27 protein-coding genes are annotated in these 26,989 nt (G+C 35.9%); all 27 read right to left on the bottom strand.

Going from position 1 to position 26,989, the window contains the following annotated elements; all coding sequences use genetic code 11:
* Nucleotides 1–63 precede the first annotated feature (63 nt).
* The 27 genes from ACTJIP_RS12025 to atpH all read right to left on the bottom strand — a co-directional run bounded on the left by ACTJIP_RS12025 (nt 64) and on the right by atpH (nt 26,988).
* Nucleotides 64–2,226, bottom strand: coding sequence for a M12 family metallo-peptidase (locus ACTJIP_RS12025; RefSeq protein WP_440704617.1), 2,163 nt, complete (start codon nt 2,224–2,226; stop codon nt 64–66).
* 175 nt (nt 2,227–2,401) lie between these two features.
* Nucleotides 2,402–3,892 (bottom strand): MFS transporter, encoded by a 1,491-nt coding sequence (locus ACTJIP_RS12020; protein ID WP_077416995.1) that lies wholly within the window; start codon nt 3,890–3,892, stop codon nt 2,402–2,404.
* A 106-nt stretch (nt 3,893–3,998) separates the two neighbouring features.
* Nucleotides 3,999–5,177 carry an acetyl-CoA C-acyltransferase gene (locus ACTJIP_RS12015; protein WP_077416993.1) on the bottom strand — a complete coding sequence of 393 codons (1,179 nt, stop codon included), beginning with the start codon at nt 5,175–5,177 and terminating at the stop codon, nt 3,999–4,001.
* A 57-nt stretch (nt 5,178–5,234) separates the two neighbouring features.
* On the bottom strand, nt 5,235–5,645 hold the full coding sequence (locus tag ACTJIP_RS12010) for a hypothetical protein (protein WP_077416991.1): 411 nt from the start codon (nt 5,643–5,645) through the stop codon (nt 5,235–5,237).
* A 2-nt stretch (nt 5,646–5,647) separates the two neighbouring features.
* Nucleotides 5,648–6,052 carry a hypothetical protein gene (locus tag ACTJIP_RS12005; protein WP_180563856.1) on the bottom strand — a complete coding sequence of 135 codons (405 nt, stop codon included), beginning with the start codon at nt 6,050–6,052 and terminating at the stop codon, nt 5,648–5,650.
* A gap of 149 nt (nt 6,053–6,201) precedes the next feature.
* Complete coding sequence (locus ACTJIP_RS12000) at nt 6,202–7,296, bottom strand: hypothetical protein (protein ID WP_440704616.1); 1,095 nt, start codon at nt 7,294–7,296, stop codon at nt 6,202–6,204.
* Between the two features lie 76 nt (nt 7,297–7,372).
* Nucleotides 7,373–8,080, bottom strand: a complete 708-nt coding sequence (locus ACTJIP_RS11995; RefSeq protein WP_077416986.1) for a hypothetical protein — start codon at nt 8,078–8,080, stop codon at nt 7,373–7,375.
* The gene (locus ACTJIP_RS11990; RefSeq protein ID WP_077416985.1) at nt 8,046–8,600 is read right to left on the bottom strand and encodes an RNA polymerase sigma factor; all 555 of its coding nucleotides are present in this window, start codon (nt 8,598–8,600) and stop codon (nt 8,046–8,048) included. The genes ACTJIP_RS11995 and ACTJIP_RS11990 overlap by 35 nt, the downstream gene beginning before the upstream one ends.
* Nucleotides 8,601–8,713: 113 nt before the next feature.
* Nucleotides 8,714–10,096 carry a nucleoside permease gene (locus ACTJIP_RS11985; protein ID WP_180563858.1) on the bottom strand — a complete coding sequence of 461 codons (1,383 nt, stop codon included), beginning with the start codon at nt 10,094–10,096 and terminating at the stop codon, nt 8,714–8,716.
* A 22-nt stretch (nt 10,097–10,118) separates the two neighbouring features.
* Nucleotides 10,119–10,718, bottom strand: a complete 600-nt coding sequence (locus ACTJIP_RS11980) for a bifunctional nuclease family protein (RefSeq protein ID WP_047385267.1) — start codon at nt 10,716–10,718, stop codon at nt 10,119–10,121.
* A gap of 182 nt (nt 10,719–10,900) precedes the next feature.
* Nucleotides 10,901–11,848 (bottom strand): electron transfer flavoprotein subunit alpha/FixB family protein, encoded by a 948-nt coding sequence (locus ACTJIP_RS11975; protein WP_219072779.1) that lies wholly within the window; start codon nt 11,846–11,848, stop codon nt 10,901–10,903.
* A gap of 99 nt (nt 11,849–11,947) precedes the next feature.
* The gene (locus tag ACTJIP_RS11970; protein ID WP_077416979.1) at nt 11,948–12,694 is read right to left on the bottom strand and encodes an electron transfer flavoprotein subunit beta/FixA family protein; all 747 of its coding nucleotides are present in this window, start codon (nt 12,692–12,694) and stop codon (nt 11,948–11,950) included.
* 149 nt (nt 12,695–12,843) lie between these two features.
* Nucleotides 12,844–13,551, bottom strand: coding sequence for an SDR family oxidoreductase (locus ACTJIP_RS11965; RefSeq protein WP_440704615.1), 708 nt, complete (start codon nt 13,549–13,551; stop codon nt 12,844–12,846).
* 80 nt (nt 13,552–13,631) lie between these two features.
* Nucleotides 13,632–14,555: a T9SS type A sorting domain-containing protein gene (locus ACTJIP_RS11960; protein ID WP_440704614.1), complete on the bottom strand. Its 924-nt coding sequence runs from the start codon at nt 14,553–14,555 to the stop codon at nt 13,632–13,634.
* A 210-nt stretch (nt 14,556–14,765) separates the two neighbouring features.
* Nucleotides 14,766–15,686, bottom strand: a complete 921-nt coding sequence (locus ACTJIP_RS11955) for a T9SS type A sorting domain-containing protein (protein ID WP_428168492.1) — start codon at nt 15,684–15,686, stop codon at nt 14,766–14,768.
* Nucleotides 15,687–15,896: 210 nt separating this feature from the next.
* Nucleotides 15,897–17,276, bottom strand: a complete 1,380-nt coding sequence (locus ACTJIP_RS11950) for a dipeptidase (RefSeq protein WP_077416971.1) — start codon at nt 17,274–17,276, stop codon at nt 15,897–15,899.
* 157 nt (nt 17,277–17,433) lie between these two features.
* On the bottom strand, nt 17,434–17,703 hold the full coding sequence (locus tag ACTJIP_RS11945) for a hypothetical protein (RefSeq protein ID WP_077416969.1): 270 nt from the start codon (nt 17,701–17,703) through the stop codon (nt 17,434–17,436).
* Between the two features lie 138 nt (nt 17,704–17,841).
* Entirely contained in the window at nt 17,842–18,990 is a 1,149-nt protein-coding gene (locus tag ACTJIP_RS11940) for a class I SAM-dependent methyltransferase (RefSeq protein WP_428168493.1), read from the bottom strand.
* Between the two features lie 108 nt (nt 18,991–19,098).
* Nucleotides 19,099–19,539 (bottom strand): DinB family protein, encoded by a 441-nt coding sequence (locus tag ACTJIP_RS11935; RefSeq protein ID WP_077416964.1) that lies wholly within the window; start codon nt 19,537–19,539, stop codon nt 19,099–19,101.
* The gene (locus ACTJIP_RS11930) at nt 19,539–20,702 is read right to left on the bottom strand and encodes a methylmalonyl-CoA mutase family protein (RefSeq protein ID WP_219072783.1); all 1,164 of its coding nucleotides are present in this window, start codon (nt 20,700–20,702) and stop codon (nt 19,539–19,541) included. Before ACTJIP_RS11930 ends, ACTJIP_RS11935 begins: the two co-directional genes overlap by 1 nt.
* 86 nt (nt 20,703–20,788) lie before the next feature.
* Entirely contained in the window at nt 20,789–21,145 is a 357-nt protein-coding gene (locus ACTJIP_RS11925; protein WP_047374422.1) for an FtsB family cell division protein, read from the bottom strand.
* Nucleotides 21,146–21,149: 4 nt separating this feature from the next.
* On the bottom strand, nt 21,150–21,764 hold the full coding sequence (gene udk / locus ACTJIP_RS11920; protein ID WP_045497309.1) for a uridine kinase: 615 nt from the start codon (nt 21,762–21,764) through the stop codon (nt 21,150–21,152).
* A 208-nt stretch (nt 21,765–21,972) separates the two neighbouring features.
* On the bottom strand, nt 21,973–22,278 hold the full coding sequence (locus ACTJIP_RS11915; protein ID WP_077416960.1) for an ATP-dependent Clp protease adaptor ClpS: 306 nt from the start codon (nt 22,276–22,278) through the stop codon (nt 21,973–21,975).
* Nucleotides 22,279–22,288: 10 nt separating this feature from the next.
* A complete protein-coding gene (locus ACTJIP_RS11910) occupies nt 22,289–23,647 on the bottom strand; it encodes a hemolysin family protein (protein WP_077416958.1) in 1,359 nt (452 codons plus the stop codon).
* Between the two features lie 267 nt (nt 23,648–23,914).
* Entirely contained in the window at nt 23,915–24,778 is an 864-nt protein-coding gene (atpG, locus tag ACTJIP_RS11905) for an ATP synthase F1 subunit gamma (RefSeq protein WP_077416955.1), read from the bottom strand.
* 76 nt (nt 24,779–24,854) lie between these two features.
* Nucleotides 24,855–26,432: a F0F1 ATP synthase subunit alpha gene (atpA, locus tag ACTJIP_RS11900; RefSeq protein ID WP_047385277.1), complete on the bottom strand. Its 1,578-nt coding sequence runs from the start codon at nt 26,430–26,432 to the stop codon at nt 24,855–24,857.
* 16 nt (nt 26,433–26,448) lie between these two features.
* On the bottom strand, nt 26,449–26,988 hold the full coding sequence (gene atpH / locus ACTJIP_RS11895; protein ID WP_426482631.1) for an ATP synthase F1 subunit delta: 540 nt from the start codon (nt 26,986–26,988) through the stop codon (nt 26,449–26,451).
* Between the last annotated feature and the right edge of the window lies 1 nt (nt 26,989).

The raw sequence follows: 26,989 nt of genomic DNA, 5'->3' as shown, positions 1-26,989 counted from the left end.
TCTATATTAAAGATAATAAAAAAGCCTGATATTATCAGGCTTTTGCAAAGATATATTTAAAAATTACTGTTTGATGAGCTTCTTATTAACTGTCTGCTTCTCTGTTTCTACGGTAATTACATAGTTTCCTGTCTGAATTGAGGAAAGATTTATTTCCTGTTTATTACCTTTCAAGGAAGAATCAGAAGCGACCAATCTTCCTGCTTCATCATAAATTTTATACCCTTTTAATCTTTCTTTTGAAGAGAGGGTTATCATATTTTTGGCAGGATTCGGATAAATATCTATTGAATTATTTTTGGTGGTGATATCTTCTACTGCTAAGACACCGCAAGAGAAATTCACCTTCCAGCCATTTCCTGTAACTCCTCCATCTGAAACAAATCTTACGGTTATAGCACCTGAAGGATCTGTTGATGTAAAAGGACCGGGAACTGTGCTTCCACTCAGATTATTTCCATTGGCGAATAATGGTGAAGCTGTAGAAGAGCCATTATACACATACATAAAATCATAGCCCTGTTCAAGATCGAATGTTGTAAATGTCATTGTCATAGATGAGCCGGGAGTAGGATAAAATGTTTTTACAAGGTCTTCATTATCTCCATACTGACCTGTGGAACCGCCTGTATCTAAAAACTGAGTTCCATCACACCATGCTCCATCAGTCAGAAAAAGCTTTGATAGCTGGAAGGCATTAGGCCCGCTGCAATCTGTTCCTACACTTAGTCTATAATAAGATGCCGGTTGAAGGTTTGTAAAATTAAAAGATTGTGTACTGGCATTTCCGGAAGATACTGCCGTTCCGCTACCTGTCGCCAGTTTATATTTCCATGATGTTGAAGCAGCATCTGTAAAAGTGGCATTTGCAGAAGTCTGCGTGATATTGTTAATGTTAAAATTTGTGATGGATGTAGGACAAGACGCTGTGCAGTTCGTACCTAGACATCCTTTTGAATCTACCGTATTTTTGATCAGTGTTCCTGGCTGTATCCCAAAGCCATTTGCAAAATTAATTCCTACACTGCTTACCAAATGACAGTAACTCATAATAGTACCACCGCCTGCAGGAGGAAGAGCTGCAGTACATCCTTCGTTATTTCCTGAAGCAGGTCCGCACCCGTCAATAGCTGTATTATTACCGTTCCAGAAACAAGCGTGAGTATGTGGTGAACCTAAATTATGCCCAAGCTCATGCGTCATAGCTTCTATATTCCATGAATAAGTGGGTACATTTTGATAATTAAAATTCATACCACAATAAGAATATCTGTAATCGGTACACAATGAATTTACGTATGCGATACTTGTTGTAGCAGGATTTCTTAATAATTGTGCCAAATCGCCATTAAAAGTGGTTCTGGTGGTTCTAAACTGGTTCAGAATTGCACTTGGTGAGCCTGAATAAGGATCGGTGGTTGTCCAAACAAAAACTTCACTTAAAGCTACATTAACATTCTCATTGGCGTACAATGTTGTAACATTATTGTGCATAGCAGTCACCCAATTGGTGGTGGTAGTCGTATTGCTTCCATTTTGGGTATAAGGACCAAAGCCTGCTTCGTAGTAAATTCTTACGCAATTATCCGTTTTTTTATTATGGGTATTGTTAGGGTTAAAAGCAGGTCTTTGGGTCTGATTTTCTTTTAGTCCGTCTATCTCACAGGCAAATGGATTGGGGCCTGTTAACTTAGAATCTGAATAGTTTACAAAATCTTCAGAATTTTTAGCTTTTCCAAGTACTATATTTCCTAATTCGGGAGTAGAAGCAACTCCTACGATATCGTTATTAAAAAAGCTAAAAGCTACAATAGAGGCATTATCTCCTTTTACAATTCCCTGATAATAAACGCCTGGAGTATACTCTACTGCTTTTCCTTTTTCTGTTACAACTTTAAAATCGTTGGTTAAGATCTGATGTCTGTACATTTCAACAGTGATCTGCTTCCCACCGTCAAAAGGAAAAGATACTTCAAGAAAATCAGGTTTTTCTCTGATTAATCTTTTCAATTCTGCTGGCTTCAAAGACATAACAGTAATATCTGTTGCTGCCCTTTTGTATTCAGCCAGTTTATCAGGATTTTTATTGATCTCAAACAGATCATAACTTTTAAAGTCTATTTTTCCATTACGATATTCCGAGACTTTTTGAGAAATTGGTTTTAATTTCTGAGAAAAAACAAAAATAAAACATCCCAAAAAATAAATTAATAGAATTTTTTTCATGATTTAATAATTTATATTTTCACAAATAAACAAAAAAAATCAACATACAGTGAAAAATAGCTACTACATTCTAATATTTGTAGCAACCCTATAAATAAATTAAACCAAATAACTAAATGAATGTTTTTTATTCGTTAAAATAAAAAAAGACGTTAAAAATAACGTCTTTTAATTTTTATAAAGTTTCTCTGTCGGTTCTCATTTTGACCTTCAGGAATCTGATTAAAACTAATCCTGCCGCAAAGAATATGGTCATTGATAATGCTGCGATACGCATATTATTGAAATGCTCAATTAATGTTGCAAAGATGAATGTCCCGATGATGATCGCAATTTTCTCCAATACGTCATAGAAACTGAAGTAGGTTGTGTTTTCCATCGAGTTTTCAGGAAGCAGCTTTGAATAGGTAGATCTGGACATCGCCTGAAGGCCACCCATCACCAATCCTACCACTGCAGCTACCCCATAAAACTGGTATTCTACTGTTGGATTTTCTTTGTTCAGGAAATAAGCCCAAAGACAAGCAACGATCCATAGGATGATGGCAATTGAAATAACGTTTTTGTTCCCGATTTTCTTAGATAACCTTGAGAAAATAACAGCTCCAATGATCGCTTCAATCTGGATTACCAAAAGGGTTCCGATCAGTTTATCCTGAGCAAGGTTGATCTCACTTTTCCCAAACAGGGTTGCCATAAGGAAAATCGTCTGCATTCCTACACTGTAAAAGAAGAAACTCGACAGAAAGAATTTAAGATTTTTGTCTTTGAAAAGTTCCCCTCCTACTTTAAACAGTTCATGGAAACTTTCCTTTGCAATATCTTTATAGAAGCTAAGGTTATCTTTAAATACTTCAAAGAAACCTCCCTGTTCTTCATGTTTCTTGAAGATATTCTTATAATTCAGTAATACAAGATCTTTAGGAAGCTTATCTTTCACATCCCCAAACTGAGGAAGGTGTTTGAATGTATATTGAGAGAACCCAAACCACCATGCTCCCGTTAACAGGAAACTGATTCTTGTAAATAATAACTGCTGAGCCGCTCCTTTTGCAAAAACCTGAATAAGAATTAAGCATAGTACGACTAAAACTACAGAGCCAATATATCCGTAGACATATCCTCTTGCAGAAAGCGCATCCTGCCTGTCCGGTGTGGCAATATCCGGAAGAAAGGAGTTGTAAAACACCAAACTTCCCCAGAAGCCGACACTGGCCGTAATACTGAAGAGAAGTCCCAGAAATACGTTGTGCATCCCTGTAAACATGGCTAATCCCATACATGATGTTGCTCCCAGATAGCAGAAAAACTGCAGGAAAGACTTTTTGTTTCCGATAGTATCTGCTAATGAAGATAAAAATGGAGACAATAATACTACAATAAAGAATGATATGGTAAGTGAATATCCATACACAGCATCTGGCTGATATCCTTCTCCAAAAATTTTGATCGTATGCCTTACGGGAACATCAATCCATGTTTTGGTTTCTGCTATATATTCCTTTTTCTCGTACGCTGTGGTAAGGATAGAGTAATAAATAGGGAAAATAGTAGAGGTAATAACCAGGGAATACACGGAGTTTGCCCAGTCATATACAGCCCAGGCTTTCATAATCTTCGGATTATTCTTTATGTTTTTAGGCTGTCGATTCTCAGTTTCAGACATTTCAAATATATATTAGTAGCACAAAAATAGAAAAACCATTAAGAAATGGATAAGTTTTTAAAAAAATTATCAATTCCTTAATGGTAATGTATTCGTAAACAGAATATTAGATATTTTCAATCACGATAGCGGAAGCACCTCCACCACCGTTGCAGATTGCTGCGGCACCGTATTTTGCATTATTTTGCTTCAATACGTTAATCAAAGTAACGATGATTCTTGAACCAGAACTTCCCAGTGGATGTCCCAGTGCTACAGCACCACCGTTTACGTTTACTTTAGCAGCATCTAACCCTAAGATTTTGTTGTTGGCCAATCCCACTACTGAAAAAGCTTCATTGAATTCGAAGAAATCGATATCAGAAACTTCTAATCCTGCTTTTTTAAGAGCGATAGGTAACGCTTTTGCCGGAGCCGTTGTAAAGTTTTCAGGCTCATGCGCTGCATCAGCATAAGAAACGATTTTTGCAAGAGGCTTCAATCCCAGTTCTTCCATTTTTTCTTTTGAAACAAGGATCAATGCAGAAGCACCATCATTCAAAGTAGATGCATTAGCTGCAGTTACTGTACCTTCTTCTTTTTTGAATACGGTAGGAAGGGTTGAAATTCTGTCGAAGTTTACTGCTTTGTATTCTTCATCTTCAGCAAAGATTACAGGCTCTCCTTTTCTCTGAGGAATAGAAACCGGTACAATTTCTTCACTGAACTTCCCTTCGCTCCAAGCTTTAGCAGATCTTTTATAAGATTCTACAGCGAAGTTATCCTGATCTTCTCTTGTGATATTATAATCTACTGCACATTTTTCTGCACATACTCCCATATGTACTTTGTTGTATACGTCTGTAAGACCGTCAAGCACCATTCCATCAAGCATTTTGATATCGCCTAATTTTGTAGCCACTCTTGCATTGTAATAATGAGGAACTAAAGACATATTCTCCATACCTCCTGCAACAATTACTTCTGCATCACCAGCTTTGATCGCCTGAGCAGCCATTGTCACAGCCTTCATTCCTGAAGCACATACTTTATTAACTGTAGTAGAAGGTGTATTGATTGAAAGACCTGCTCCTAAAGCTACCTGACGAGCCGGCGCCTGGCCTTCTCCTGCCTGAAGAACATTCCCCATATAAATTTCCTGAACAGCATTAGGATCTAAACCGATTTTATCTAATGCTCCTTTTACAGCAGCTGCTCCCAGTTTTGTAGCCGGAACTGTTGACAAGCTTCCCATAAAACTCCCCATAGGTGTTCTTACTGCGGAAACGATGAATACTTCTTTCATGTATATAATTTTTATTTTTAACGAAACGGAACAAGAGTTCCGTTGTATAGGTTGAATTTATTTTACTTTTACATAGACCACATCAAACTGAGATCCTTCAATTTTAGTATTAACTTTCAGAAGGTTATCCTGAGTTGCTAAAATTTTATTATTGAAGACATCTCCTATCTGTATGGGATTGTTTTTATCGGATTTCTCCATAATGATTGCTTTGTAATTGCAGTCATCCACAAAAACCAATGTTGATTTGATATAGTCTTTTCCATTATTGAAATATTCAGTCTGAACATTATCTTTAATGGTCATATGCCATATTCCTTCCGGGTAATTGGGTCTTACAAATTTACCTTCTTTTATATTGGCACATTTAGCCGGATTATCCGGTTTTTTCTGATTTGCTGTCTGCGCGTTAGCCTGTGCGGCTGCCACCAACAAAATTCCAGCGGAAAATATTTTTAAGAAGTTCATTTTTATAGTTGTGTGCGATTATTTATTTTTTTGTTTCCTCCTGCAAAAACCAAAAGGAAAGCTCCTAAAAATTCTACAGCCCAGCCCCATTTCAGTTTAACAATTCCGGCAAAAGTTTCCTGCCAGGATTTGAATGGTAAAAAACTAAAGTATTGCAAAGACTGCATCTTCACAGCGAATAAGGTAAATGCAAATAAAAGGATAAGCAGAATACCAAAAAACCTTACGATTTTCACGCTGTTATTGACAATTCCAAAAACGGCACATGCAGCCAATATCCAGCATGCGATCGCCAGATAATGATCAAGCTTCCAATAGTTCCAGTTCCCAATGACAGGCACATGTACCAAGGGTAAAAAACTGCCTATTACGACTAACAGTAATCCCAATAACTGAATATTTTTCATATTTACTAAAGTGCCAAAATACAAAAAAAAACACACTTTTAAATAGTGTGTTTTAAAAATAGGATTTCACGACCCGAACGCTTGTTAGTGACAAAAAAGCCTTCATATTATTATTTATTATACAAATAAATAAGTAATTTATTATCAAATTAAAAATTAACATTTGCGATCTCTATCCCAATCTGAAGTCCATATTTTTTCTTCAGCAAAGCATTGTCATTGAAAGCGGGTGTAAAGTCTTTCTGCACAAACAGATTGAACCCGGCATAACTGATTCCCAATTTTCCTCCGAAAACAATATCGTTGACTCCATGCATTACTTTTTCTCTTTCAACAATTCTATCGGAAAATTCATTGGAATACTTGGAATAATTCACACTCCCTATTTTAATGCCCCCATAAACACCCAGAATAATGCACAGCTGATTCTTATTATTATCCAGGTATTTAACACCTTCATAGTCTTTATATTTTGGATTTAAAACAAATTTCAGATCTGCAGGAACAGTTATATATGTATTATAAAGCATACTTTTTTTAAGGGTTCCACGGTCAAAATCACCAACGAATAAGTTATATTTATCCTGTTTGAATGCCTGCCCATATTTGGGTGTAAGCTGGTCTGATCGTACTCCCAATCCGAAACGATAGAAAAAAGGGCTGGTGTAACTTCCGATCTGGTTACCGTACCATAATGTCAGCTGCCAGGAGTTGATAACACTGTTTTTTATATCAGAGTTCTTACTGTAAAAATCAAAAGGCTTGTTCTTTGAAGTTAATCCTGCTCCGCCCATACTCACGGAAAGTTCTAAGGTTTCGAGATAATTTTTCGGGTTGTTCTTCTTTTTCTTCTCGTTGAGTTTCATATTAAATCCATTGAGTCCCAGCCAAAGTTGATTTTTTCCATTTTTTACAGAATCTTCAGATTTAAAAACAGCGTCTTTAACGAGTTCTTTGGTTGCCATTTCAAGATCCTGCTTTTGGGAATCTATTTTTTCATTAATAATCTGCTCGTATTTTGAAGCAATTACTGTACGTTGTTTTTGCTTTTCATCGGGGGTAATTTTCTTTTCTTTAAAGCTCTTATCAATCTGATCCAGTTCTACATTCATTTTGCCTTTTTCAGACATCACTATGCTGTCAATCTTTTTTGAATAGACAGTCAGGTTATTCTCCGGAGTTTCCTGGCCAAATCCATAGCTAAAAGCTATTACAGCAGCCATCAATAGTAACTTTGGTTTCATATTTTATTAATTTTTAGACAATATTTGATTGCTGTCCCTGTTCCGGGGCAGTTTCTGTAATACAAAAGATGATTGTTTATTTGCTTTCCAGTGAGTCTGTGTAGACAGTTACTCCAAATATCTTAAGAGAATTGGGACTTTTCACCTTAATTTTGGTCATATCAAGCGCTCCGAATTTTCTGATATCCGTTCTGTTCTCTTCCCGTTTTTTCTGGAACTCTCTTCCCTGCAGGAGCTCATCAGCATTGATATATTCAGTTTTTTTATTCTCTACAAGAGCAGGTTTATCTGCTATAGGAATTATATTTTTATCCAATACCGGGGCTTTGATCTCATAATCAGCAACTATAATCTGCTCTTCTTTACCCATACTTAATCCTTCTTTCTGCAGAGTTTCTTTCTGTTGATACACTCTAGGAATATCTGGAATTACTTTTAATTTCTCTTGGCTGGTATTGTTTTCTGTTATGATGTTCTGAGCAGCATCTATTTTCTGACCCGTTAAAGGCGTCTTTATATCCTTTTTTGGCAGTTCTGTATGAACGATTGGATTGTCTGTATTAGCAGGATGATTTCTATTAAAATAAAGCAATACTCCTACAGAAACCAACAGAACTAATACAGCAGCGTATTTCCACCTCTGAAAAGCCTTTTTAAAGCTTATATCAGCACTTTTCTCTTCTCTCTGGTCTATTTGCTCTATCCTGCCCCAAAGATCTGCAGAAGGCTTTATTTCAAGCTTTTCGTAATCAGATTTTAACTGTTTCAGTATTTCTTTTTTCATTTTCTTTTGCTTTTAAAAATTCAGCAAGCCATTTTTTTGCTTTGCTCAACTGGCTTTTGCTTGTTCCTTCAGAGATATTAAGAATTTCAGCAATTTCACTGTGTTTTTTGTCCTCAAAGACGTAGAGATTAAAAATCAATCTATATCCTATTGGCATCTGGGAAAATATTTCTTCAATATTTATTTCTTCCGGATATTCTTCATCAAAGCTTTCACTATAATCATCGGCAATTTCCACATCTGCGTAGAGAATATTTTTATTCTTCCGGATGAAGGTAATAGAATCATTAACAATAATTTTTCTAAGCCAGAACGGGAAACTTTTCCAGTCTCTGCATTCATCTATTCTGGTAAAGCATTTCATCAAAGCATTCAGGAGGATGTCTTCCGCATCATGAAGGTTATTGACATAAGAATTTGCAATGGCCAGCATTTTGGGAGCAAACATCTCGTAAAGAGCTTTCTGCCCTCTCCGGTCTTGTTTTTTAGCCAATAAAAAATTCTCTTCGAGATTCTTCATGTTTCAGTTTCTATCTATAAGACGGTTTATTGTACAAAAGGTTGCCTGAAAATAAAAAAAATTGCATTTTTTTTCAAAAATGCAATTTAATATCTAAAGAATGTTAGTTTTAATTAATGTTTTACTGACGAAACATCTTCCGGATTGTGCTTGTGTTTAAACAATACAGCAAAGAATATAGCCAGTACCAGCGAATAAATAGCAAATGAAAGCCATATCTGCTGCCAGTCTTTTACCATCACTACAGACGAAAGGGTTCCGTCTGAATTAACCGCTGCATTGAAACTATTTTTCAGAATTTCAAGGAAAGTAGGATTATCCGGTGTAGTTTCCAGATAAGTAGATAATTCTGAAACGGTTGCGAATTTATGGGTAAAGAATTTATCAATAGCCCAACCTGCAATATAACTTCCAAAAACAGCTCCGAAACCGTTGGTCATCATCATAAATAACCCCTGAGCTGAAGAACGTATTTTTTTATCTGTAGTTGTTTCTACGAAAAGTGACCCTGAAATATTAAAGAAATCAAATGCCATTCCATATACAATACATGAAAGGATGATCAGAGAAAGTCCAAATCCGTCCGGAACGCCATATGCAAAGAATCCGAATCTTAATACCCAAGCCAGCATAGACATCAGCATTACTTTTTTAATTCCGAATTTCTTCAGGAAGAAAGGAATCGCCAAAATAAACAAGGTTTCAGATACCTGAGAAATTGACATGATAATGGTAGATCTCTGTACTACAAATGAGTCAGCATATTTAGGAAAATGGGCAAATTCACTTAAGAAAACATCTCCATATGCATTGGTAAGCTGAAGTGCAGCTCCCAAAAGCATTGAAAATAAAAAGAACAAGGCCATTTTATAGTTTCCAAAAAGTTTGAATGCATTCAATCCTAATTGTTCAGATAGCGGCGAATTTTTATCAATCAGCTTTTGTGGCGGACATTTTGGTAAGGTAAGTGCATAAATTCCTAAAAATATTGCGATAGCTCCTCCAATATAAAACTGTCCTTCTGTAGCTTTGTTTCCGCTAAGATTTGTAATCCACATGGCAACAATAAAACCAATAGTTCCCCATACACGAATCGGCGGGAAGTCTTTTACAACATCCAGATTGTTATTTTTCAGGATCGTATAAGAAATTGAGTTGGCAAGTGCTATCGTAGGCATGTAAAAACACATCGCAAGAAGCATTACTGAAAAGAAAGAATTTGGATCTGTGGAATGAGGTAATATGAAAAGAGTAACCCCATAAAGAATGTGTAGTACTGAAAATATGCGTTCCGCATTGATCCAGCGGTCAGCGATAATTCCAGTAATGGTTGGCATAAAGATGGAAGCTATTCCCATGGTTCCGAACACAGCTCCAAACTGAGTTCCTTCCCAATGTTTTGTGCCAAACCAGAAGTTTGCCATCGTAATCAGCCATGCTCCCCAAACAAAAAATTGAAGAAAACTGAGGATGGTCAGTCGTAATTTTAAATTCATAGTTTATATAAAAAGTATCTCTTTAGTCAATTGTCTTTTTCCTTCTCTTGATCTCTTCCTGAATTTCAAGAGCAGTATCATAATCTTCCTCTTTAACGGCATCTTCCAGTAATTTCTGAAGTTCTTCCATAGAAAGAGATTTTAAATTATCTTCCGTCTGTACAGTTTCTGAGAAAGATTGGTCTTCTTTGGCAACATCTTCCAGTTCTAATAAAATCCCTGCTTCATTCAAAACCTGCTGTGTTGTAAATATAGGTGCATCAAATCTTACCGCCATTGCAACCGCATCAGAGGTTCTGGCATCAAGAATCAATTCTTCGTCGTTCGCTTTATTTTTAAAGTTGATATTTGAAAAGAATACTCCGTCTACAATCTGATAAATAATAACAGAGATCAGCTCATAGTTGGCAGAGACTATAAATTTTGTGAATAAATCATGAGTAAGAGGACGCGGTGGATGGATATCTTTTTCCAATCCGAGAGAGATAGACTGGGCTTCGAAATTTCCTATAACAACAGGTAATTTTATGTGTGTTTCTTCATGCTCCAGTAACAATGCGTAAGCCCCCGACTGGGTCTGGCTGTACGATATTCCGCGAATAATTAGCTGTTTATAATCCATAGCTACAAATATAGATTAATTTTTTATTGTGATTTTACTTTTTTACGCAAAAATAAAAGCCCGGAAAGCCGAGCTTTTATCTGTATTGTTGATGATTGTCAAACGTCAATAGTGAATTTTGCTTTGCAAGTGAATTATTTAATTAAAAATTGACGAGCAAAGCGAATTGACTATTCACTTTCTTATCCTTTTATTGCTTTAATTTTCTCTGTTAATGCAGGAATAATCTGGAAAGCATCTCCTACTACTCCATAATCAGCAGACTTGAAGAATGGTGCTTCAGGATCGCTGTTGATTACTACGATAGTTTTTGAAGAGTTTACTCCGGCAAGGTGCTGAATAGCTCCTGAAATCCCTACAGCAATGTAAAGATTTGGAGAAATTGCCTTACCTGTTTGTCCTACGTGCTCTGTGTGAGGTCTCCATCCGATGTCAGAAACCGGTTTAGAACATGCTGTAGCTGCTCCTAACACGTTTGCTAAATCTTCAATCATTCCCCAGTTTTCAGGACCTTTCATCCCTCTACCAGCAGAAACAACAACTTCAGCTTCTTTAAGGTCTAGTTTACCTGAACTCTGCTCGTGAGAAATCACTTTAGTATCTTCATTAGCTACTGATAAGTTTTTCACTTCTTCTGAACCTGATACTGCATTTTCTTTAACACCGAAAGCGTTTTGAGAAACCGTAACGATTACTCCGTTTCCTTCAGCTTTTGCATGCATAAAACCTTTTCCGGAGAATGCTCTTCTCTTAACCTGGAAAGGAGAAAGGCTTTCAGGAGCTTCTAAAGCGTTAGTAATTAAAGAATAGTTCTTCATTACAGAAAGCATAGGAGCAATTGAAGAAGCATCAGTTGTATGAGGGAAAACGATGATGTTTCCGTCTGCTACTTCACTTACAGCCTGTGCGAATGCTTTTGCTGAGAAGTTTTTAAGACCTTCGTCTTTGATATTGATTACATTTGATGCTCCATATTTGTATAATAAATCTGAAGAATCTGTTGGGTTTACAGAGATTGCTGTAACGGTCTCTCCAGCATTATCAGCAACAGCTTTAGCGTAAGAAACTGCTTCAAAAGCTGCCTTTTTGTAAACTCCGTTTATATTTTCTGCGTATACGAATACTGCCATTGTTTATATTTTTTAGGTTGTAGGGTTTAGGCTATAGGGATTAGGTCTGAGAAGTATGTGTAAAAACTGCTACCTATCACCTCTTACCTGTTATCTTTATTAGATTACTTTAGCTTCTTCGTGAAGCAATCTTACCAATTCATCCAGGTTGTCAGGAGAAACCATTTTCACAGCTGCTCTTGGCGGAACACTGTCATAAGATACACCCTGAACTTTTACTTCTGAAGAAGAAGGCTCTACTACCTGCAGAGGTTTTGTTCTTGCAGACATAATTCCTCTCATATTCGGGATGATAAGGTCTTTTTCATCTACCAATCCTTTCTGACCTGCAATAATTGCCGGTAATTTTACAGAAATAGTTTCTTTTCCTCCTTCAATTTCTCTTACTGCAGTAGCTTCGTTTCCGTTTACGTCTAATCCTACTGAAGCGTTTACGAAAGGCTGGTTCAATAGCTGAGCCACCATTCCTGGCACGGAACCTCCGTTATAGTCGATAGATTCTTTTCCGCAAAGGATAAGATCATATCCTCCGTTTTGAGCTACAGCTGCAATTTCTTTTGCTGTAGAATAGCTGTCTTTAGGATCAAGATTTACTCTTACAGCATCATTAGCACCAATTGCCAAAGCCTTTCTGATCACAGGTTCTGTACCAGCATCTCCTACGTTGATTACTGTTACTGTTGCTCCCTGAGATTCCTGAAGTTTAACCGCTTTTGTCAACGCAAATTCGTCTAGCGGATTGATTACCCACTGAATTCCGTTCTTGTCGAAAGCAGATTTATCTGCTGTAAAGTTAATTTTGGAAGTAGTATCCGGAACACTACTAATACAAACTAATATTTTCATGTGTACTATTTTATTTTTTCCCTTTGACGCATAAAATCATGACAGTTTATGCAGAGATTTTGTTTGAATTAATTTTTGCTAATATAAATAAAAAATATATTATGCATGCATAATACTTATTAAATTATTATTCAATACATTAGATGTAGTTACTTCGCTGGTTTTGTTGCCCTAAACTCTATTTTACTTGGCAAAACTCTTGGATTCATCTTTAAAATATCCAATATGAGATTCCCCATATCTTCGGGCTGAATCTTCCAACTGTCTTTTTCTGATGGAATATTTCCGTTAAAATGAGTGGCCACCGAACCCGGCATAATAACCGTAGACTTAATATTATATTTCCTTAAATCAATCATCGCTGCCTGGGTAAAACCTACCACTCCGAATTTTGAAGCATTGTATCCTGTTCCGTTTTCAAAGAAGTTGGCCCCTGCAAGACTTGAGATGGTAATATAGTAACCTTCTGTCTTCTTCAGTTCTTCTACAGAAGCTTTTAAGGTATAGAAAACACCTGTGAGATTGGTTTCTATCATATCATTCCATTCTTCTGCTGTGAGTTCGTCTACGGGTTTAAATATCCCCAATCCTGCATTAGCAATGATATAATTCAGTCTTCCGAACTTTTCAACGGTATATTTTACTGCTTCCTGCTCGCTTTTCAGGCTTCTTACATCAGAAACAATTCCCAAAACATTTTCTGAGTATTGTTTAAGTTCCTCTTCCGCCTTCATGACATCTTCTTTTTTTCTTCCTGAAAACGCTACTGAGATTCCATTTTCAAGTAAAATTTTAGCAATTCCGAAACCAATACCTTTGGTTCCTCCTGTTATATAAGCTGTTTTATTCTCTGCCATTGATTCCCTAATTTTAATTCTCTAAAATAACAAAAACGCTCCAATTGGAGCGTTTTACTGATACTAAGATTTATCAGGAATTATTTTTTTATAAATTTCTCTGTAAAGTTTCTTCCTTCCGTTTCTACATTCAGTAAATAGGCTCCGGAAGATAGGTTGCTTACATTCACCTGATCCCCATTCAATGTTACATCTATTCTTTTTCCTGACATATCATACACTTCAACATGCTTTATCTTGCCAGGAGTTGTAATTTTTATCACTTCAGTAGCAGGGTTTGGATAAATGGATAGTTTCACATCGTTTTTAACGGCATCTTTTGTAGATAGTGATGCTTCATTATTGATTTTAATATTATCAATATAGGCAGAACCTCCATAATTATCATGCACAAAATCCATTCTGTTAATATTATTGTTACTGAATGGTTGTCCTGTGTAGATCAGCGCATCATTCAGGAAATATTGGATTCCTGTAGCAGTAGACACTATTTTCACTCTGTACCAAGTATTGGCATTCCAGGTCTGATTGGTATTTACTAAGTTAGCTGAACCAGCTGTAGCTAGTAAAATTGCACCGTCGTAAGAAAAATCAATATAAGTAACAATCCCTCCTGCTCCAGTTGTACTTACTGTTCTGAATACAAAATCCGAACTTGATGTGCTTTTTTGGGTAAGTCTTACATCAAATGATTGTGTAAAGCTATTATAGGTTAATGGTGTAGTAAAGGTATAGAAACCACCCATTACAGGGCTTTGCTGTGGTCCATAAGGTAAATCTGGTGTTATTTTAAGACTATTTGAACCTTGAGTTGCCATTTCAGCTGAAACCAATTGAGTGGTCAAATATATTGGCGGTACACCTCCATCATTTGTAGTAATCCAACCCTGCTGGCCATTAATATTTCCTGTTGTAAATCCTTCACTGGCTTCAAAAGAAATAGTCTGCTGGGCAAAAGATGTTATGGAAATCAACGAAATTGCGAAAATGTAAAGTTTCTTCATGATATTTTTTAGTTTTGAGCAAATATAGGTATTTTAATCAAAAAAGCAAAATCAACGAATATTTTAAACATAAAAATAAATTAACATAATATATTTTAACCTAAACAAATAAAGATATTAAACCTAAATAAAAGTGTCATTTCCAAAAAATCATCCATAAATCCTACAGCACGCTAAAAAGAACACAGGTTCTCAGAATCAATAAATAATTTATCTGATGATCACTTTTTCTGTAAAATTCCTTCCTTCAGTTTTGATATTAACCATATATACGCCTGCAGGAAAACCTTTTACATCCATTCTGCTACTCTTTGTTTCAGTTTTGATCAGCTTTCCTGATTCATCATAGACCTCAATACTTTTAACTGTACCTGGAGAATTAATCTGTATAAAATCAGTTGCAGGATTAGGGTAAACAGATACTTCTTTAGCAGTAATCTTTGAATCCTTAATCCCCAATACCAATAGTTCACTATTTATTTTAATATTATCAATATAAGCAGCCCCCGACGCGTTATTATGGACAAAACGCAGCTGATCTATATTCATTGAACTTGCGGCTATACCTGTATAAATAAGAACATTATTAACGTAATATCTGACATCTGTGGCAGTTCCTACGACTTTCACTCTGTACCAGATATTAGGCAGCCAGGCTGAAGATATGGAAATCAAATCCTGTGTACCTGATACGGTATTCAGAATTTTGAGCAATCCGGTTTTATCAAAATCCAATCTCACAACCAACTGATCATCAACGTTATTTACTCCCTGAAAACCAAAATCAGAGCCGTTGAGCTGCGACATATTGATATCAAATGATACGGAAAAATTGTTGTAAGCAAGCGGAGCCGGTAGGTTATAAAAACCTCCGATAATAGGATCAGATTGGGTTCCGTAGGTTGCTTCTTTGACAATTTTGAGGGAACTGCTTCCATCACTGGCTTTATCTACGCTGATGGTCTGATGGGTTACGTTTGCAGGAACTCCTCCTGTAGGAGTACTGATCCATCCCGCCTGGCCATGGATATTTCCAGCGTTGAACCCTTCATTGAATTCAAAGGATACAGCCTGCTGTGCAAAAACGCATGCTGACAATAGTGAAATTGCAATTGAGTAGTATTTTTTCATAGGAAATCAAGTTTTGTATTAAAAATATAAACTTTCCATGAATGGTGAAATAACTTATTGCAAATAAAAAATAACGCTTTTATACTCAGTGAATTTAATTTTCAAATCTATTAAAAACGTCTTCCCATACAGGTAAAACAGTTCAATTCAGAGCAAAAAAATAAGGTATCTCTTTCCAGAAATACCTTATTATATCTTATTTTCGTTGAATTACTTTGAATAATTTTCAAAGAACAACGGAATACTTTCAATTCCTTTATAGAAATTAAATAATCCATAGTGCTCGTTTGGAGAGTGGATTGCATCAGAATCCAATCCGAAGCCCATCAATACAGATTTAGCTCCTAAAACCTGCTCAAACATTGCTGTAATTGGAATACTTCCTCCTCCTCTGTAGGGAAGAACTTCTTTTCCGAATGCAGACTCCATCGCTTGTTTTGCAGCCGCAAATTCTTTGGTATCGGTTGGTAAAACATAAGGCATTCCTCCATGGTGAGGAGTTACTTTAATTTTTACTGTATCCGGAGCGATTTTTTCAAAATATTTCGTGAATTTTTCCGTGATTTCCTGAGGAGTCTGGTAAGGAACCAAACGCATGGAAATTTTAGCAAAAGCTTTAGAAGGAATTACAGTTTTTGCACCTTCTCCAGTATAACCACCCCAGATTCCGTTGCAGTCTAAAGTAGGACGGATAGATGTTCTTTCTAAAGTTGTATATCCTTTTTCTCCTTCTATATTACTTAATCCGATTGATTTTTTGAATTCTTCAGGATTGTCTTTCAATTTGTTCATATCAGCTCTGTCTGCATCTGAAACCGTTTCTACGTTATCATAGAACCCGTCAATGGTAATATGACCGTTTTCATCAATCAGATTAGCGATCATTCTTGAAAGAACGTGAATAGGATTTGGAACCGCTCCACCGTAAAGACCTGAGTGCAAATCTCTGTTTGGACCCTCCACTTCTACTTCTACATAGCTTAAACCTCTCAATCCTGTTGTAACAGTTGGCTGTTCGTTGCTGTAAATATGAGTATCAGAAATTAAGATACAGTCGCAAGTTAATTTCTCTTTATTTTCATTCACCCAGTCTCCTAAGCTTACAGAACCTACTTCTTCTTCTCCTTCTAAGATAAATTTAACGTTGCAAGGAAGAGCATTCGTTTTCATCATTGCTTCGAATGCCTTCAGGTGCATGAAAAACTGTCCTTTGTCATCCGCAGAACCTCTTGCAAAAATAGCTCCTTCAGGGTGCAGTTCAGTTTTTTCAATATAAGGCTCAAAAGGTGGCTTTGTCCATAATTCCAATGGATCTGCCGGCTGAACATCATAATGTCCATATACCAATACTGTAGGTAAACTTTTATCTAAAATCTTTTCTCCGAAAACAATTGGATAGCCTTTGGTCTGGCAAACTTCAACATTATCAGCTCCTGCATTTTTAAGGTGCGCTGCCACTACATCTGCACATTTCAAAACGTCATCTTTATACGCCGGATCTGCAGAAATAGAAGGAATTCTCAATAACTCAAATAATTCATCCACGAAACGCTGTTTGTTTTCGTTAATGTAATTTAATGTCTCTTGCATTGTAAAAATTTATTTTGTTAAAATTAAAAAAAATGCCCGGCAGGGACAAACAAAAAGACAGGATTTTACCAATCTTATGCTAATGAGCCTTATAACCATCTTTTTTAATAAAAAATGCCCTGCAAAAACAGGGCATTTGTATATTTTGTACTTCCAATTAGTGTTCAGCTTTTGGAGCCTTTTCAGCTTCAGCAGGTTTTGCAGCAGCAGTACTGTCTGTTTTAGGAGCTGCAGCTTCTGGCTTTACAGCAACTTCTTCCTTATGCTCTGCAGCAGCTGCATGTCCGTGACCTTCTCCCTGAGCAGCATCAGAATATCTGTCTACTCCTTCTTCCAGTTTCAAAGTCCCTTTATTTCCACCAGCTGGTACTTTTTTACAACTTACCGCTACTGTTGCAATTGCTAAACATATAACTAATTTTTTCATATGTAAAATTTATTTTTTTAAGATCATATGAAACCGCTCTATTTTAGCCTATTCTGATTTATCCAAACAGCGGGCGATTTCATGTTTAAATTTTTGATTGCCCAAAAGTAAGAAATCCTGCTTTTTTCGGCAACATTTTTATACTGATTTTAATATTATTTTCCCTTTTTTGGATTGTGTAAAAATAAGGTAATGATCTCCCCCATCTTTCAAACCATACTTTTTCTTGATTTCTTCAGGTTTTAAAGGATAGTTTTTTGAAATGATATTATACTGTTCTTTTTTCTTAATACTTTTAGAGTCAATCAGTTCCACTTCCATAATTCTCCCGGGAAAGTCTCCTTTCTTTTCACTGGAGGTATAGAAATGACTGTTAGGATGAAGCTTTTTTAATCCGAATTTCTGTGAAATCAAATTAAAAACTCCTGCTTTCAAAATAGAGTTATTGGGAATGTAAATGTATTTTTCAGGCTCGGAATATTCAGACTCGGCATTTTCTTCTTCCCCAAATCTGAAAGTAAAGGCAGATTCGCCACTCTCAAGGTTCACACAGCTGCAGATAATCTCGTCCGTATTTTCCTTGGATAAAAAAATGACAACTTCTTTTACATCATTTTTCAGGGCAATAATTTCTATCCTTGAAATACCCGGCAACATTGACACAAGATACTTAAGATCAATAAGTGGAGAGAGTTTAATGACGACCTGATTGGAAATAGACAACAATTTCTCCTGGATTTCGAGAATATCAGGAGACAGGTCTTCTAAAAGAAAAACCTTGTTTTTTTGCTGATCTCTTCTGGCCGGATCAAGATAAATGACATCAAAATGTTCCTGATTCCCGTTCAGGAAATCTTCAAGCTTTTTGTTGATAAAATTTGCCTGACGTCCTAAAGTATTCCAGTTATGCTCAACAATTTCTAAAAGCTCTGTATTCTGCTCTACCAAAGTGATATGATCGAAGTTTTGAGACAGATAATAGGCATCAATACCAAAACCGCTCGTGAGATCAATAAATGTACTCCCTTTCAAGATGTTGGATTTATAAAGAGCTGTTTTTTCTGATGATGACTGCTCGAGATTAAGCTGTGGCGGAAAAATAATCCCTTCTTTCAAGAGAAAAGGAAACTTTCTTTCAGCAACCTGTTTTCCTTTGATCTGCTGTACAATTTCCTGCATAGAAACTTCCGGAAAGGGTGATTTTTTCAGCAGTAATGTATGTAAATCTGCATTCAGATTTGCATTGATATAGTTTTGAATCTCTTTGTTTATTAATTTATTTCCCACAGATTTTACCAGATTGTAAATGATAATATGTTATCAATGCTTCGACTACAAAAAAACAAGTATTAGAAATATCATGCTAAGCAGAGTCAAAACATTATTATATTAAAATTATCTTTTGTAAAAAATATAATCCGTCAATACCGGAGTTATTCCATTCTGCTTAAGCAAAGAATTGATTTGTCCTCTGTGATAGGTAGAGTGATTGACTGCATGAAAAAGCATTTCAAAAATACTGTTTTCAAATTTTGTTCCTCTTGAATTCTGATATTCTACTCTTTTGTCCAGATCAAAATTTCTTATAATATCAATGCTTTTAAGAAAATTTCTATGGTTAATTTCCTCAAGAGATTCAAAAGGATTGATCTGCCAGACTTCAAAAGTAGTTTCTCCCAGAATCCGGGCATTCCAGATCTGTTGTGCATTAAGAGTATGATTAATCAGACTGATGGTTTTATCATCAACAAGTTCTCTGTTTTCAGAAATAACTTTAATCATCTCAACATTGAAATGATAGGTGTATTCAAATAAGTCTACCAGTTTTTCTTTCATTATTCAAACATTTCAGCCCAGCGAACCGCTTTTATCTCCTTTTCGTTATACAGATCTCCGATAGACTTTTTAACGTCTAATTTAGGGTATAAATTTACCCCTATCAGCTTTATTTTTCCTTCTTCAATCCATTGCTGCTCTTCAACAGCATGATCATAGATCTTTTTCTGAACAACTCCCTGTTTCAACAGTTCAAGATACCCTCCGGCTTCCTCGATTTCAACAAATAAAGCCCATGATTTCTCTGCAAACTGCTTCGTAATATCTTCAATATAATAACTTCCGTTCACAGCATCTTCAAATACATTGATGATACTTTCGTAAGCGAGCACAATCTGCTGTTTGAAAGAAATTTCTTCCGAATTATCTGTACTTCTGTTTACAAGATAATTATTGGTAAAAACAGCGTCAGCTCCTCCGATCATTGCGGAAGCAAGTTCTAATGTAGAGCGGATCAGGTTGTTTTCATTGTCAGAAACGGCTTTATTTCGCAGTGAAGTCTCCGCAAAGATGTAAGGAATTTCATCCATACCATATTCCTTAGAAAGCTGGTTGAAAACAATTTTAAAGGCTCTCAGTTTTGCCATTTCAAAGAAATAATTTCCTCCTACTGCTATTCTGAAGATTAGCTTATTCAAAATTTCAGCACCATAAGCTTCTACCAGTTCCTTAGTTTTTGCCAGCGCAATACCAAGCTGCTGATAAATGGCTGCTCCGGCATTCTGATGCAGTGAAATATCAACACAGATATTTCTCTTAAAGTCTTTGGCCAGTAATTCTTTAGCCAGCTGATCGTCTATATTTCCTTCTTTTTCATTAAAAATGTCAATCAATGAAAAATACAGATCTTCTTCTTTAGGGCTGATGTGTCCTGCAAGTTCTTTGTTGTTGACAAAAAGAGTTTTCTGATCAAGATTTTCTACATTATGATCAAGGATAAATGCAAATACTTCTTCTTCTAAACTTTCATGATATTTTGCTACCAAATGGGTACTTTCTTCAACTCTAGGCAGATTTACCAAAGGCTTCTGAACTTCTGTGTAAAAAGGCTTCACCTCTATTCCTTCCAAATTTTGTTTTTCTAAAATAGGGTAAATATCCTCTGTTTTAAGTTGTTTTTTGACTAAACTTTCCCAGTTTGAAAATATATCTGTATTTGACATTAGTTTTTTTATTTGTGAATTGTCAATAGTGAATTTTTAAAAACTAAAAATACATTTCATTATTGACTTAATTCTATTCAACTTTATTATTTTTTGGCAACTTTTGTGCTGTCTACCACCAAAATGAAGATTTCTTCATTCGGCTTTTTCATAAAATAATTTTCTCTTGCGTATTTTTCCTTCTCAGACTTGTTGTTCATCAGTTTTTTATAAAAAGCATCATTTTTTTCGTATTCTTTTTTGTAGAAGTCCAGCTGCTCTTCATATTTCCTGATCTCACCATTCAGTTCATTGATTACAAGAAATGAGGTTTTATCGAAAAAAATCATCCATACCAAAAACAGACAGATCGTAATGGTATACTTGTTCAAAACATATTTCTGTATAAGTTTGAATGTTTCAGATTTCGGCTGAATGTCTTTGATAAGGTTGTTTTCTTCCATTTTTTTAATGTTTTTTCAACGAGTTTTTAATAACAGTAGTTAAAAAATCAATCGCTACGGAATTCTGCTTCATATTTGGGATAATAAGATCGGCATCATTTTTAGAAGGCTCTATGAATTCCTGGTGCATTGGTTTCAATGTAGTCTGATAACGGTGTAATACTTCGCTCAGATCTCTTCCTCTTTCCTGGGTATCTCTCCTGATCCTCCTGATCAGCCTTTCGTCAGAATCTGCATGAACAAATACTTTTAAATCAAATTCTTTCAGTAATTCTTTGTTGGTAAGAACCAAAATTCCTTCTACTACCAATACGTTTTTAGGTTCTACAGTGACATGATCTCCTGTTCTGGAATGAGTGACAAAGCTGTAAATGGGCTGTTCAATAGGCTCATTATTCTTTAAAGCTTTCACATGTTTTATCAATAATTCAAAATCTATCGACTTGGGATGGTCATAATTCAGAGCTTCTCTTTCTGTCAATGTAAGACCTTGGTTGTCGTGATAATAATTATCCTGAGAAAGGATATTCATTCCCTCAATATCAAGCTGCTGAAGTATCTTGTCAACAACTGTAGTTTTGCCGGATCCAGTACCACCGGCAATTCCTATTACAAGCATTATTTTTTTGTTTCTTTATAGTTGGTACAAATATACTATTTTAGATAAAATATGACAATGTAAGAGTATTGAGAAATTAAAAGATTAAAGCATTTAAAGATTAAAAGATTTTCCTGAAGCCTTCTACTCTTTGTCATTTATTGCCATTACTCAACTTTCCCCTTCGGATTCAATAAAAAAACCGGCAAATTTATTGCCGGTTTTTATTTTATACGATTTCGCTTGTTAATTCGCGCGAAATTAATTTTTCATGCATAGGCTTCAAAACATCCATTGAGCCTGTTTTTACGGTACATTTGCCTTTGTAGTGAACAAGCATCGTACATTGTTCTGCCTGCTCCAAGGTATGTTTGCATATTTCGATAAGACAGTCTATTACATAATCAAATGTATGAATATCGTCATTATGCAGTACCAGTTTATAAACTTCATCCGTATCATCCAGAACGAGGACATCTTCTTCATACTGGCGCTTTGGATCTTCATAATCTTTTATGATATTATAAAAATTCATTCTAACTGTTTTAAACTTCTCCAATTTTATCTGCTAAATGATCTATAGCATTAGGTTCCTCATAGACCAGTTCTACAAGTTCTACACTTTTATTATTCATTTTCAGAATTTTAAAGTGGTAGTCCTCAAGATCAAATTCCTGGTTTTCTTCAGGGATATCTTCCAACTCATAAAGAATGAATCCGGCTAATGAATTGTACTCACTTTCTTCTGAAAGCGGAAGTCTTTTAGGCAGAAACTCATTGATTTCGTCCAAAGGCTGCGTAGCCTGTACCCAATAGGTATTATCTGATATTTTATCAACGATTTTTTCTTCATCGTCTTCTTCATCCTGAATTTCCCCTACCAGTTCTTCCAGAATATCTTCTAATGTAATAATTCCTTCAGTCCCACCAAATTCGTCAATAACAACAGCGATATGTTGTTTTTTAAGCTGGAACGTTTTCAGCAAATCTGAAACTTTTTTACTTTCCACAACGAAAAAAGCATCCCGCATTAAATCTTTAAGGTCTTCATGATCCAGATTTCCTTTTCTTTTAACAAATTCCCTGATGATTTCTTTTGTATAGAAAATTCCGATGATATTATCAATAGAGTCAATATATACTGGAATACGTGAATACCCGCTGTCCATAATCTTATTGATGATATCTGTAACATCTTCTTCAAAATCTATGGAAGTAATATTCTGTCTTGGAACCATGATCTGTTTAGCAGAATGATCAGTAAAGTCAAATGCATTTTTGATGATCTCATAGTTTTCTTCTTCAATCTCTCCGCTGTCAGCACTTTGTTTTACCAAAAGCTGAAGCTCTTCTGTAGAGTGAATTTCCTGTTCGGAAGCCGGGTGAATTTTCACCAATCTAAGGAAACCATTTGACATTGAGTTCATCAACCAGATAAACGGTTTAAAAATTGTGTAAAAAACCCTTAGCGGAACAGCAGTTGCCATTGTGGTGGCTTCAGATTTTCTGATCGCAATTGATTTTGGGATAAGCTCACCAAATACAATGTGCATAATGGTAATCAACACAAAACTGGTCACTACAGAGATTGTAGTAATCGTTGTCTGAGTAAGATCAATACTCAGAGATGCGAAGATATTTTCAACCATATGATGCAAGGCACTTTCTCCTACCCAACCAAGAGCAAGGGATGCCAATGTAATTCCTAATTGTGTAGCGGAAAGATATTCATCAAGATGCTTGATGATATGTTCTGCCTGTTTAGCCATAGAATTACCTTCTGCAGCTTTTAACTGAATTTGTGAATAACGAACTTTAACAATTGAAAATTCTGCGGCTACGAAGAAGCCATTTAGTAAAACAAGAAATAAGGCCAGCAAAAGCCTGACTATGTCCGAGTCCATTTAGAGGTTGTATAAATTTTATTAGGTACAAAGATATGCAAAATAAAAATAACCTGAATCCGGGATAGATTATTTTGATTGAGGATTTTTTGAAAGAAAATATGAAGCGATAAGATGTCGCTATTTTTTATTTAAAAAAATAATTGAATACATCCTCTCATTTCTATATAAAAAGACGGTTTTTGAACGGTAAATAGTAGTTTTAGTCTTATAAAAATAAAAAGCACCGAATTTATCGGTGCTTTAATGGTATGTTAAAATAATTCTTTATGAATTTTTCAAAGCTTCTGCTCCGGAAACAATTTCCAAGATTTCGTTGGTAATTGCTGCCTGTCTTGCTTTGTTGTAGAAGATCTTAAGATCATTTCTCAAAGCTTCTGCATTATCTGTAGCTTTGTGCATTGCTGTCATTCTCGCTCCGTGCTCAGATGCTACTGAATCAAGGATTGATTTGAAAACCTGCGTTTTAATAGACTTAGGAATCAGGTTATCCAGAATCTCAGCCCTGTTCGGTTCAAAGATATAATCTGTTTCTACCTGTGATTCTGTATTTTCAGGCATTGAGATTGGAAGAAGTTGTTCTGTTGTTACTTCCTGAGTTGCTGCATTAACGAATTTATTATAAATAACATATACTTCGTCAAATTTACCTTCTCTGAAGCTTGCCATTACTCCTTCAGTGATATGAGCAACAGCATCAAAGTTCAGATTATCATAAACAGAACTTCCATTAGCATATACTGAACGGCTTCTTCTTACAGCATCAAATGCTTTTTTACCTACAGGAAGAACTTCAATCTCATATTGAGAATTGTTCTGGAACTGAAGGTTAAGCTCTTTTACAATTGAAGAGTTAAAAGCTCCCGCAAGACCTCTGTTTGAAGTAACAGCGATGAAAAGTATTCTTTTAACCTCTCTTTTCTGAGCATATACAGAAATCTGATCAGGATCTGAACTAGAATTTACATTCTGGATAAGTTCCTGTAGTTTTTCAGAATATGGTCTTAGCATTACAATTGCATCCTGTGCTTTTTTAAGTTTCGCAGCGGAAACCATTTTCATAGCACGGGTAATCTGCATCGTAGATGAAATTGACGTAATTCTGCCTCGTATTTCTTTTAAGTTTGCCATTAATTTGGGTTCAAAGTTTAAGGTCTAAAGTTTAAGGCTTAAAACGTTATATTTTAAACCTTAAACATTGAATTTTTTAGTTGTATTTAGAAGCTAAATCATTAGCAGCCTGCTTAAGAACACTTGTAATATCGTTATCGATTTTTCCAGCCTTAATAGCAGCCATTGTATCAGGGTGCTTAGATCTTAGGAACTCGATATATTCGTGTTGGAATTCTTTAATTTTTCTGATAGGAACGTTTCTCATTAAGTTTTCTGTTCCAGCGTATACGATCGCTACCTGACTGTCTACAGGAAGTGGTGCATTTACCGGCTGCTTAAGGATTTCTACGTTTCTTTCTCCTTTAGAGATAACTGCCAAAGTAGAAGCATCAAGGTCTGAACCGAATTTAGCAAACGCCTCTAGTTCTTTATATTGAGCCTGATCTAACTTAAGAGTACCAGAAACTTTTTTCATTGATTTGATCTGAGCATTACCTCCTACTCTCGATACAGAGATACCTACGTTGATCGCAGGACGAACCCCTGAGTTGAATAGATCAGACTCCAAGAAGATCTGTCCGTCTGTAATAGAGATTACGTTGGTAGGGATATATGCAGAAACGTCACCAGCCTGAGTTTCAATAATTGGAAGTGCCGTTAAAGAACCACCACCTTTTACAATTGGTCTAAGAGATTCTGGCAAATCGTTCATTTGCTTAGCAATATTATCATCAGCAATTACTTTTGCCGCTCTTTCCAATAGTCTTGAGTGAAGATAGAAAACGTCTCCAGGATAAGCTTCACGGCCCGGTGGTCTTCTCAATAGTAGAGAAAGCTCACGGTAAGCAACAGCTTGTTTAGATAAATCATCATAAACGATAAGTGCTGGTCTACCAGTGTCTCTGAAGAACTCACCAATAGAAGCACCTGCCATTGCAGAATATACCTGCATTGGAACTGGATCTGATGCGTTAGCCGCAACAATTACAGTATAAGCTAAAGCTCCTTTATCAGAAAGAGTTTTAACGATTTGTGCAACAGTAGAAGCTTTCTGACCGATTGCAACATATATACAATATACAGGGTTACCTGCATCAAAAAATTCTCTTTGGTTGATGATTGTATCAATTGCAACAGTAGTTTTACCTGTCTGTCTGTCACCAATGATAAGCTCTCTCTGACCTCTTCCTACAGGAATCATCGCGTCAATTGCAACGATACCAGACTGTAAAGGCTCAGTTACCGGCTGTCTGAAGATAACTCCAGGAGCTTTTCTTTCCAATGGCATTTCGTATAAATCCCCAGTAATAGGACCTTTACCATCGATAGGGTTACCAAGAGTATCTACTACTCTTCCTAACATACCTTCTCCTACTTTAATAGAAGAGATTCTGTTTGTTCTTCTTACTGTATCACCTTCTTTTACTAATTTACTTTCACCAAGTAAAGCAACACCTACGTTGTCTTCTTCAAGGTTAAGTACAATACCTTCTACATCACTAGAAAATTTCACCAACTCTCCGTATTGTACGTTTTCTAACCCGTATACACGAGCAATACCATCACCGATGGTTAAAACTGTACCTACTTCCTCAACGTTTGATTGAGTGTCGAAGTTGGCCAATTGCTGTTTTAAGATCGCAGATACTTCTGCCGGATTTATTTCTGCCATTGTATGGTTGTTTTTCTTAATTTAATTGGAAATCTTTTTTAACTTGGTTCAATTTTGTCTTCACAGACGCGTCTACCTGCTGATCACCTACTCTTAGAACATATCCTCCAAGAATTTCAGGCTTTACATTCACTTTCAGATCAAAGTTTGAATCAGCGTTTACAAGAGTTGTAGATCTTAAAATCTGATCCAGGTTCTCTTTTGAAAGCGGAGTTGCTGTAGTAAGTGTTACTCTCTGTACACCGCTAAGGTCTTCTACTTTGTTGATGAATTCCTGAGCGATATTTTTCAATTGGGTTTCACGTCCGTGTTTAATCACCAATCTGATCAGATTTTGAGAAGAGACAGATAAACCTTTGAAAATTTCATTTGCTACTTCTATTTTCTTTTTAGAATCGATATAAGGAGTCATGAAGAATTTGTTTAAGTCCGCAGACACTTTCATGATCTTTACTACATCTTTCATTTCAGAAAATACAGTAGCCGTTTGACCTGATTCATTTGTAAAATCAAGTAAACCTTGTGCGTATCTTTTAGCTACTTTAGATGTAAGCATT

The organism is Chryseobacterium sp. 22543 (genome assembly GCF_052044565.1).
Taxonomy (GTDB): domain Bacteria; phylum Bacteroidota; class Bacteroidia; order Flavobacteriales; family Weeksellaceae; genus Chryseobacterium.
This window is presented reverse-complemented; position numbering and strand designations above follow the sequence as displayed.